Here is an 11,796-nt window from a genome sequence, read left to right as displayed (position 1 = left end):
CTTCTTCCTTTGTTTCGTTGTGCAACAATACCAGCCTGATAGCGTGTGTGTCGGGGGCATATTCTTTTTGTCTGACTACCCGGTTTTTCAGTACTAGTTTTTCTGGATTCTCTTTATCAGGTACATAGGTAGTCCGTATCTCGGTGAGGGTGTAGCCTTCCAGCTTTTTCTTTAACGATCGGCGGGCAGTGATTGCCAAAGCCTCATCCCTGCTTTCAATTGCGGCTTCTATTGCTTTTCTAAACTCGGGTTTCTTGTCTCTCCATTCATAGAATGATTTGCGGGTTATTTTCAGGTGTTTGCAAATCTCTGTGATAGAATATGTGTCTTCTTCTATCAGCGAGACAATCTTTTCTGCCAGCCTTTCGGTATACTTTGCCATATCTGTTATAATAATGTTGTTTATAATAGATAATTATTTAGAAAAGTGATGAATAAGTAGGGGCAGTGGCTTGTCCCTGCCCGTTTATATTCGGGCGACCACAAGGAATCACCCCTACAGTCGCAAAAAAATGAATTGATGAGAGAATATACAATATATCGGGAATGTGAGGCAGCGGTTAGTATTATTATGAATATAAATATTATCTTTAACATTCGAAAAAACACCCTTAAAGTATCAGAAAACAGAATTTATTAAAAATTAAAGCGAATGCGAATTATTTATTTTTGTTTTTTCCTGAGTATGTTAATATGCCCAAAACTCTTCTCTCAGGAAATAAACCCAAACATCTTATACAAGATTGTTAGCCCCTCAGGTTTTGTAGTAGATAACAGAGACGTGCACGACAATGCCGCATCTCTTTATTTATCGAAAAATGAAAAGAGCAGCCAAGGGCAAGTGTGGAAAATAGAAAAGTTGACAAACGGTTCTTACATGATCTCCAACCCCTTTATTTACAAAAGTATTGACAACAACAATACGACAACAGGGAATGGGAATCCAATCATTCAGTGGGATAGTAACAAGTCAAACATAAACCAGCAATGGCAATTGAATGTAACAGGTACAGGTGCTTTTGCCATCATTCATAAAGCGAGCCAAATGGCACTGGCTTTCACCGGAGAGGATGCCATCGGCGCGCAGTTGTCGCAACTTCCAAACTCTTCTCAAACATGGAGGCTGGTTCCTACGAATATCAAACCGCCTAAAGAGGAAAAGTTAAAACCAAGTAAAAACGACTGGGAGAATGAAACAATCTTTGCAATAAACAAAGAACCCGGACACGTAACTTATATCCCCTTCCCTTCTGTAGAAAGCCTTAAAAAAGATAAAAGCTTCGATAAACCTTGGGAAGAACCGTCATCGTCCTTGTACTTATCTCTGAATGGTGATTGGAAATTTAATTGGGTAAAAAAACCTTCGGAACGTCCTAAAGATTTCTATAAGACAAACTATGATGTTTCGTCTTGGAAAGAAATACCTGTGCCTTCCAACTGGGAAATGCACGGATACGGAACACCCATCTATACGAATATAACTTATCCATTCAAGAATAATCCTCCATTTATACAACCGCAAAAAGGATACACCAACGAGATAGAAGTAAATCCCGTAGGATCGTATCGCCGTGATTTCTCTATTCCGGCAGATTGGGATGGCAAAGAAATCATCTTACACTTCGATGGTGTATACAGTGGAATATATGTATGGATAAACGGTAAAAAAGTAGGCTATAGCCAAGGTGCAAACAATGTTGCCGAATTTAACATTACAAATTACGTTAAAGCAGGAACAAACACCATTGCTGCCGAAGTTTATCGCTGGACGGATGCTAGCTATATAGAAGATCAGGATATGTTCCGCCTGAGTGGAATTCATCGTCCAGTGTACTTATACGCAACACCTAAAGTACATGTACGTGACTACTTCTTACAGTCAGATTTTAAAGGAGATGATTACAGCTCTGCCCTTTTCAAAGTGAAAGCTTCGATAAAGAATTATGATAAAAAAGCATCTCAAACGACGACTCTAGGTGTATCACTTTTAGATACTAAAGGCAAGGAGGTTGCAAACATCACACAACCTGTTGGAGCATTGAAGGCAAACCAAGAACAGGAGTATGATATAAAGGCTAGTGTTACGAACCCGTCGCTATGGTCTGCCGAAAAGCCGAACCTTTATACTGCAATCATTACCCTGAAAGACAATAATGGAAATGTATTGGAAGCAATGTCCTCGAAGTTTGGATTCAGAAAAATAGAGATAAAGAACAAACGTGTTTATATCAACAACGAACAGGTTTTCTTTAAAGGAACAAACAGGCATGACATTCATCCCAGATTCGGAAAAGCTGTCCCTGTAGAATCGATGATACAGGACATCGTGATGATGAAGCAACATAATCTGAATACAATACGCACAAGCCACTATCCTAACGACCCAAGGATGTATGCCTTATACGATTATTACGGATTGTATGTAATGGATGAGGCCGACCTCGAAAATCATGGCAATCATTCGATAAGTGGTATGCCGAGCTGGATTCCGGCATTCAAAGACCGAATAGAAAGAGTGATACAACGAGACAAGAACCATCCGTCCGTTATCTTCTGGTCTTTGGGCAATGAAGGTGGAAATGGCGACAACTTCGATGAGATGTATAAAGTAGCTAAGCTGCTCGATCCATCACGCCCTGTTCACTATGAAGGCAAGAATGAAGTAGCAGATATAGACTCTCACATGTATCCCGATTTGGCACGTATGGCTGCCTTTGACCAAAGAGATACCGACAAACCTTATTTCTTGTGCGAATATGTTCACTCGATGGGGAATGCACCGGGCAATATCGCCGAATATTGGGATTATATAGAAAACAAATCGCAACGTATGATAGGCGGATGCGTTTGGGACTGGGTAGATCAGGGATTGAACATGTACGGAAAACCGGACAATCAATATTACCTAGGAGGTGACTTTGGTGACAAACCAAATGACTTCGACTTTGTATGTAACGGATTAACAACTCCCGATCGTAGAGTTACAGCAAAGCTGCTGGAGATAAAGAAAATATATCAATACATCAAATTCCGTGAACTATCGTTGAATACAGGCAAAATTGAGATTGAAAATAAGTATGACTTTACCAATCTGAATGAGTTTAATATAAAATGGGAAGTTCTTAAAGATGGTGTTAAATCCGAATCGGGAACAATGCCTTCGATAGACTTAGCACCGAACCAAAAAACGACAATCACTGTCCCATATAATAAAAATCTGGATGCAGGAAGCGAGTATCTATTGAATATATACTTCACACTAAAGAACGATACGAATTGGGAAAAAGCAGGTTATGAAATGGCATCAGCACAGTTTGCCCTGAACGCCAGACAGCCTTTATCTTCGGTTGACACATCATCTATGAGTGACCTACAAGTGAGCACACAAGGTGACAACCTTGTAATAGGCGGACGTGATTTCAAGACTGCATTCAACTCACAAACAGGTATAATGACTTCTCTTCAGTATGGAGGAAAGGAAATGATACATAACCAAAGCGGATTTAACCTCAACTGGTATCGTAGTGTGAATAACGACAAATACACCGATCAGAACTATTATACAACAGAGAATGACAAACCGATGTTCAGTTATCAACTGTCGCCGGACAAGAAATCTCTAACTATTCTGTCTGCCACTACAGCTACAATAAAAAGCCCGAAGGAAGTAAGAATCCCATATACTGTAAAGTATACGATCTACGGAGATGGAACAATTGATGTAGATGCGAATTTCACGTCTCCTTCTGCAGGATCATTTGTTCACCGCTTGGGCTTGCAAGTCGTATTGCCGGAAGGAATGGAAAATGTCCGTTATTATGGACGTGGCCCTCACGAAAACTATTCGGACAGAAAGGTTTCTGCATACATAGGGCAATATCAGACCACTGCAAAAGGAATGGAGCAAGAGCACTATGTGAGAGCGCAAAGCATGGGTAATAGGGAAGATGTAAGATGGGTTACCATCACAGACCAAAATAAGAAAGGGATTAAAATCCAATCGAAAGACAGGTTAGGATTTAGTGCTCTGCATTTCACCGATCAGGCGTTGTGGAAAGCCGTGCATGATTTCAAATTGAATGAGATCCGTAAACCCGAAGTTTATTTAAGTCTGGATTGTGTTCAACAAGGTCTAGGTAATGCAAGTTGCGGACCTCTGCCACTGCCGCAATACATGATTCCGGCTAATCAGAACCTAGGTTATTCGTTCAGAATACAAGGTGTGGAATAAGCAAACATTAACAGAATAGCAAAGGCTTGTAGTGAAAATTCATTACAAGCCTTTTTGTTTGGAGGTATAACACATTGTGAATACTCTATAAAATATTTGTAAATCTGCATTTTAAATCTTATATTTACTCTTAACCTAAATTAAAAACGATTCTAAAGAAAGGATTGCGTATGAATATACTTCTCGTTTGATCATTAAGAAAATACAATTTCTTATAGTTTGTAACATATTAAATGCCACTGATTATGGAAAGGTATAAGAAATATAGAACAATACAGAAAGCTTCATACATCGTGTTTTTCCTTTATTTGCTAATTCTGGCTTTAAGTAATTTCAGGTTTAACGGAAATGTAGAATATATTCCGTACTTTATAATTATCCCGTTTGTCGTTTATTGCATAACAATGATAACAACTGAAATTCTGATATATAAGGAAAGAGAGGCTTTTTTTGATACAAAACATAGCCAGTTGAGGAAAACAAATCTGAGGAATGATAGAATAGACACATCTACTTTATCGAAAATATAGATATAAACAAAAGAGGAGATTTCTTAAAATCTCCTCTTTTTCAATTTATCTTCGTTCGTTATAAACTCCAAATTCTGCTATAGTTGGAGAGCTCTTAGATTCCTCTATTGATATGCGAACTTTATTTCCCCATACCTTATCAAACCTATGTATTTTAATGACATCCGATTTTACTCCTGAAAAAATAGTCTGCCATTTTCCATTATGGAGGTATTCCAATTTATAAGATTGTATATCGTTATTGTTATTTTTCTCAGTTATTGTAATCATATTGAATGGCTGTTCATTGTTGCCTAGCTCTATTTCCAGCCATGGTTTGCTTACCAATGGATTTGACTCCCATCCTGTTTTGAAATTATCATCATTCGCAAAATCCATGAGCTGCATATCCCAGCTCCAACTCGAATTTGCCGGCTTAAACTTTGCTATATTCGAAGAGATAATCGGAGCTTCATTCTTAGGCAAGTTATTTAATGCTCCTTCATTTTTCCACAATTTACCTATCCGGCGAAAAGCGGCAACAGCATTATCGTCGATCAATCCATCCCTGTTCGGAGCTGCGTTAAGAATAAAGTTGCAATAGACCTTATTGAATGGGATTATATTGTCATTAACCAATTTCACCGGATCTTTTACTGGCGTTTTAGGAAAATCTTCTTTCCAAAACCAAGCCGAATTTATTGGCAGACAAGACAGAGCCGGCAGAGAATTGCTGTCTTTAGAAATATGCTGACCAGCACCTTGTTCATACGATTTTATATCTGTATAAAATAATGCCTGAGTAGGATACTTTGCTGCATTCAGATCCATCACAAGGCAATTGGGTTGCAAAGACTTGATCAGATAGTATATATCTTCGAAAGGTATTTCGTCGTAAGAAATGCGTGACCACGGAGCATCCCACCCGTCGATTATCAGGGCTTTTATTTCGCCATAGTTGGTAAGGAGTTCTGTCAACTGAGCTTTTATCATATCTATATGCTTAGGGCTAATAAAGCCCGGACGTAATTTATGATGTGTATCCAGGATGGAGTAATACAACATTACCCCCAGACCTTCTTTTCTGAAAGCATCTACGTATTCCTTTACAACATCGCGCTTCAATGGGCTATTCATCACGTTATAGTCTGTAGTCTTGGTATCCCAAATGCAAAAGCCGCTATGATGTTTGGTGGTAAGGCATCCATAAGTCATGTTGGCTTCTTTTGCTGTTTTGGCCCATTGATTACAATCTAACTTTCGAGGATTAAAAATTGAGGGTGAAGTATCAGGATCGGCCCAATCATCACTCATAAAGGTAGGGATATTGAAATGGATAAACATTCCAAAACGCAGGTTTATAAACTCTTGCTGAAGATCGGGTAATGATTTTACTTGAGAATAGCCGGACAAAATAAAAAACAGGCTAAGAATTAATAATGGGCATTTTTTCATAATAAATAAAGGGTTTTAATTTATGCGAATATAAGTATTTTGGAGAAGGATGAAATAGAAAATATATGTAATTATTTATTTCATTAATGAAGGGAGGAAGACTCATCTTAGAATCATAATCTCCACCCCTTCAAAACAATATATATGTTATAAACTATAACATGTATCTTCAAAACTCAACTTCTCCTACATTTATCACCTCTTTATTCTGAGACAAACGTAAAGTAATTGTCTTCTTCTTTTCCTCACCCGTTGCATAATATGTGTAGATATCCAAATAAATGGTAGTTGGTCCTATAACGGTTTGCTCTTGTGAACCATAATAATTTGCCTGAATCATGTATTTTCCTTTGACGGCTTTTCTTATCATAAACTCTTCTGGCCCATATCCTCCGGTAAAATCACATGACATAAGACCACCTGTTTTAGTAAACCTATATTTATAATAGCACTTTTCACCATAAGGGTCTGTTACCCACAAATCCATATCGCTATCATCTGTATCCCAATTGAGAACTACGCGTATATCCATAGGCATGCTATATATCAATCTTTCATCTACATTCAATAAATTCAACGTCACTTTTTTACGATTTGCTTCAGCAATCACCTGATTCATTTCTTCAACGGCAATTACCTCTATTTCAGGAAATCTATCATCCCAACTTCCTTCTACTATTTTGTACAACATATCTACAGCCTCTTGATATTGATTATTCTGAGCATAAGCCAAACCTAAATCTCGATAAGATTGAGGTTCCTCAGGGCGTAGCCTTAATACTGTCTTAAATTGTTCTATGGCATACTCATTATAGCCAAGCTGTTTCAGGCGATAACCCAAGACTCGTAATAGTCTATAATTTTCTGCTTCCAACTCTGCCAGATTTGATAGAATTATTAAGGCTTTTTCTTTCAACCCTCTTTCTTCAAACAACGAAGCTACTTCTAAGAAGAAAGAAGGCGTTGTTTTATATTCCTCCTTAATAGCCAGATAGGCCGGATATAAATCTTCATCCGATTTCGATTTTAATTTGGCTATATATGGAGCATTCGATTTCCACGTTTTTAGTTCTATTGCAGCTTTCACATCTTCACTTTGATATCCTTGGTTGGAAATTCCGTTTTCAGTATTCTCTATCCCTATTTCATTGCCTGCTCCTGTGTCCTCTGTTATTTGAACACCTTGCATCCTGCCTTGCAAAGCGTTAGAGAGTGACTGTAGCTCATCTGCAGAGACAGTACTTACAGAGCCTGTCACATCTACTCTTCTTTCTATACCATAACCTACTACTACCTCTTCGAGCATCATCTGGCTATCTTCAAGAATAGCATTTGCAACATTGTTCTCTATTTTTACGGCCTTCGGCTCATACCCAATAAATTTAAATACCAATATATCCCCATTCCGTGCATTAATAGAATATTTTCCATCTAGATCGGTTATTGATCCAGTATCTGTTCCTTGTACTATTACCGTAGCACCTATAATAGGCACACCGGAAGAATCTACAACAACACCTCTCACCGAGCCACTTTGAACATTTAGAAAAGGGGAGGCTATTGAGCGCGGCTTAGATACTACTTTTTCAGGTTGTTGAGTAAAATCTTTTTCGAACCATGTTTTCCTACCGTTAAAAAGGGAGATTACTCCGTTTATTTGTCTTTCTCTGGCTGCTTTTTCATCGTTTTCTATCTGCATTACACTCTTATTATACTCTTCAAGCAATTCAGCTGGAGGCACAATCCTGTATTGTATATAATCAGAAAGATTTTCGAGAACAATCAATGATGTATTACGAGTAACAATATTATATCTCTTTCCAAGTTCTTCGATTTCTTCCTTATTTCTATCAAATAACATATCCAGCTGAGTTATTTTCTTTTCAGCCCACACTCGCTCTACTATATTTCCATAATTAGCCACATCTCGGGAATCTATAGTTAGAGTTTTTGTATATGTAATTTTATCACCTATTCCAAAATTAAGAGTAATAGAAGCTTTTGCGGCTTTCAATTTTCCTGTTACCGAAAACCCCGATTCGGAATTTAGAATAAGAGTTGACGCTGTAAAGTCACTAATTTCTTTTTTATTATAGAGAGCGGATATCAGTCTGAAGTTTTGATTCAACAGTAACTTTACGGCATCAGACGGAGCCTGTTGTAAAAGATTTATATATTTTCCTCCACTGGCAGTTGCCAAGTACGTCAACAGACTATGGTCTGCACTTAAAGAAGAACAAACGACAGAGATTGGTGTACCACCTATCTGTTGTATCTGTTCTCCAAAGTTGCTTAACCCGTCAGAGAATAAAAATATCTCATCCGCATTCACATCTGCAAAATCCAAAGCTCCTAACCGAGTAGCTCCATCATAAGAAACCTTCTCTAATGTTTCTCTAAGGGCGTTCCAATTTCCATTCCGAATATTGAAAGTCTGAGCCTTACCCAGAAAACAGTTAAAAGTATGAAGATCTACAGTAACATTTCCTATTTCTTTAAAATAGCCGGATAACATATTAGCCTCCAAATCAAAGTTCCGTCTATCCATCGACGATGACGCATCCCAATACAAGGCAATACGCTTTGGCACCTCTCGAGATTGTTCTTTCAGCGGGGGGAAAACCTGAGAATAAAAAATAGTTTCACCGCTAATAATACCTTTTTCAAGAAAAGTAAGAGCATCGTTTTTTACAGGAACAGAAAACACGAGTTGTCCTTTTCCTTTATACTTTTGAGCAGAATAAGATGCCTGATAAACATCTCCCTCATTACTAAAAGTAAAGCCTCCCCAAGGTGTTTTATCTATTTTTGGTTGGGTTTCTTTTCCAAATACTGTAATATGAAGATTAAATTTATCAAGCTCGTTATTTCCGTATTCTACGGGAAGAAAGAAACGATAATTATCACCTGTTTTCGGCAATTCTTGTTCATAAGCAATCACAACCTTTCTTGTCCCTCGGGCAAACAAAGGATATACCCTTGTTTTAAAATTATTTCCCTGTGTTTTTTCCAACAATCCGGGGTCTACCCCTCGTCTGACTATCGATTCAAACACTTCCTGCCCTTTAGCTTTCTCTACAACGACTCCTTCTCTGAGCTTTCCATTTATATCGAGAGCAAACCGCGAAATATTTTGTCCTTCTGCCAAGGGAAATTGTAATTCGCCTTCCAATACACGTTTATTGGGATTATAGAGAGTCATTTCAACTGTAGTAACAGCAAGTGGACCTACTACTTTTATATCTATGTTTACGTTCGATATACGAATCGGCAATTCGGTTGCTTGCAGATCCTTCACTTGTATTGTAGGACTACCAGGATTTACCTGTTGGGCTAAACAATAGATGCCTATCCATATAAAAGTGATTAACAAGAGATACTTTTTCATAATGTTCAGATATTTATTTGTTTTCATAGTCAGAATATCGTTTTATCAATAGACAAATCTTAAATGAAATGTCACTATAATATTACATAATAATTCGCAAACAAAGTCAATCTATAGTCGATATAATACTATAATATCCTGTCATGCTTACTTATTCGGGATAAAAAAGATGCAAACAAATTCTTATTTGTACTTATAGCTCATAATTTTTATCTTTTTTGAATAAATGAAAAAATTAAATAAAATATATTGATACATTTTTTTGATTAACTTCGCACTATTAAGTAAAAAAGTCTGATCCTGTTTCATAAGCTCTTTATGATATGAGAAAACTCCCAATCATCCTATTTTTATATTCTCTTGCTACTATCGTATCTGCAAACGATATAGGGAACAGTTATATTAATGAACTGAATAAAGCAATAAATAACAAAAAATACTATGATGAAAAGAAAGAGCAAAAGATAAATAGCCTTAAACAGCTCTTACACATATCAGATCTCTCTCTTGCTCAAGAATATGATATAAATTTCAAACTGTCGAAAGAATACAGGAAATACAGAATGGATTCGGCGGTTTACTATATGGAAAAGAATCAAGATATAGCGAAGAAGTTAAATAGCATAGACGTTATCAACGAAACCAATCTAAACTTGTCGCTATTATACTCTGCAACAGGCATGTACCTCGAAGCAAAGGATATATTAAATCATATTGACAGAAAATCATTATCCGAAAAATTAGTTCCACTTTACTTTGAGTCCAATAGTCAGTTTTACGGACATTATGCGCAAAGCAATGACAGACACGCTTATTTTCAGATAAATGAAGCTTATAGAGACTCATTACTCACAGCCTTAGACTCTAGTTCTGTGAGATATCGAATAACATATGCCGAGAAAATATTCTATCAGGGACAAATAGAAATTGCCGAAAACCGTCTGCTAAAACTCATGGATGAAATACCGGAAGATGACCCGGATTATGCTTTTGTGGCATATCTATTGGGTAAAGTCTATGAGAATAAAAAGAAGCAAAACCTGCAAAAAAAATATTTTGCCCTTTCAGCCCTATCGGATATTAAAAACTCAATAAAAGATAACGCTTCCTTGCAAAGTCTGGCGTTGGTTTACTATGAAGAAGGGGACATAGATCAGGCTTATAAATTTACCAAGTCGTCTATCGATGATGCTGTTTTTTGCAATGTAAGATTCAGGACGATAGGTATTTCAGAGTTTTACTCAATTATCAATACAGCCTATCAGGCGAAAGAAGCAAAACAAAAAAGTAAACTGCAATTATACCTTATACTTATTAGTATTCTTACCGTATTCCTTATCGTTGCTGTGATATACGTATACAAACAAATGAAGAGAGTTTCGCGAATAAGGAAAGAACTGTATCGAGCGAATGTAAAACTAATCGATTTGAATCAGGGAATTACGGATACCAACAAGCAGCTCAAAGAGGTAAATATTCAGCTATCTGAATCAAATCATATAAAAGAGGAATATATTGCACATTTCTTCGATTTGTGCTCAACATATATCACCAAATTGGAGGATTATCGTAAGTCTCTGAATAAGAAGGCTGCGAATAACCAGTTGGATGATTTGTTCAAAACACTAAAGTCAACAGCCTTTGTTGATAATGAGCTGGAAGAATTATATAAGAATTTTGATAATATATTCTTAAGTCTTTATCCCACATTTGTAGAAGACTTCAATACCCTTCTTATAAGCGAAGAGCAGATAGTTCTTAAGCCCGGAGAATTACTCAATACCGAATTGCGGATATTTGCCCTGATCCGTTTAGGAATAACAGATAGTGTAAAGATTGCAAGCTTCCTTCGCTATTCATTGAGCACTATCTATAACTACCGCACCAAAGCCCGCAATAAAGCCGCTGTATCGCGTGACGAGTTTGAAAACTTAGTGATGAAAATTGGTATAATACAGAAAAACAGATAACCCAAAAACACTTCAAAATGACTACTTTTTAACTATAGACAAAAACAAATAACAAACTAATAAATAGACACATATAAGTTAACCCGCACTACTTTTTTGACTCAAAGAAAAGTTGTAGTCATTTAATTATCTAGATTTATAAAACTATATATAGTTAATATTTTTCAATAAAATAAACTCTGACCTATGTTATGCTAGGTCTTATCTTATATATAATAAGCAAAGGCATATTATATACAAGAT

Annotated in this window: 5 protein-coding genes; 2 read left to right on the top strand and 3 right to left on the bottom strand. The window is 36.8% G+C overall.

The window, feature by feature from the left end; all coding sequences use genetic code 11:
* Positions 1–382 (bottom strand): terminase small subunit-like protein (locus tag PKC55_RS08960; RefSeq protein WP_324372724.1); only part of this gene is annotated, 382 nt, incomplete at its 3' end.
* Positions 383–652: 270 nt separating this feature from the next.
* Here PKC55_RS08960 and PKC55_RS08955 point away from each other — a divergent pair.
* Positions 653–4,231, top strand: a complete 3,579-nt coding sequence (locus tag PKC55_RS08955) for a glycoside hydrolase family 2 TIM barrel-domain containing protein (RefSeq protein WP_324372722.1) — start codon at positions 653–655, stop codon at positions 4,229–4,231.
* Between the two features lie 575 nt (positions 4,232–4,806).
* Here the strand turns inward: PKC55_RS08955 and PKC55_RS08950 are convergent.
* Both PKC55_RS08950 and PKC55_RS08945 read right to left on the bottom strand, forming a co-directional pair.
* On the bottom strand, positions 4,807–6,195 hold the full coding sequence (locus PKC55_RS08950) for an alpha-L-fucosidase (RefSeq protein ID WP_291125575.1): 1,389 nt from the start codon (positions 6,193–6,195) through the stop codon (positions 4,807–4,809).
* Positions 6,196–6,364: 169 nt separating this feature from the next.
* Complete coding sequence (locus tag PKC55_RS08945) at positions 6,365–9,583, bottom strand: DUF2135 domain-containing protein (protein WP_291125572.1); 3,219 nt, start codon at positions 9,581–9,583, stop codon at positions 6,365–6,367.
* 323 nt (positions 9,584–9,906) lie between these two features.
* On the opposite strand from PKC55_RS08945, the gene susR reads away from it, so the two are divergent.
* A complete protein-coding gene (gene susR / locus PKC55_RS08940) occupies positions 9,907–11,553 on the top strand; it encodes a SusR family glycan utilization regulator (protein WP_324372719.1) in 1,647 nt (548 codons plus the stop codon).
* Positions 11,554–11,796: the final 243 nt, after the last annotated feature.

Origin of the sequence: Dysgonomonas sp. (assembly GCF_035323175.1) — a bacterium.
Lineage (GTDB): Bacteria > Bacteroidota > Bacteroidia > Bacteroidales > Dysgonomonadaceae > Dysgonomonas.
Note: the sequence above shows the minus strand (reverse complement) of the source record. Positions and strands in the feature narration are given on the sequence as shown.

Bases quoted from the DNA above. Each gene is read 5' to 3' on its own strand.
- PKC55_RS08955 (WP_324372722.1), top strand. From the start codon at position 653: ATGCGAATTATTTATTTTTGTTTTTTCCTGAGTATGTTAATATGCCCA.
- PKC55_RS08950 (WP_291125575.1), bottom strand. From the start codon at position 6,195: ATGAAAAAATGCCCATTATTAATTCTTAGCCTGTTTTTTATTTTGTCC.
- PKC55_RS08945 (WP_291125572.1), bottom strand. From the start codon at position 9,583: ATGAAAAAGTATCTCTTGTTAATCACTTTTATATGGATAGGCATCTAT.
- susR (WP_324372719.1), top strand. From the start codon at position 9,907: ATGAGAAAACTCCCAATCATCCTATTTTTATATTCTCTTGCTACTATC.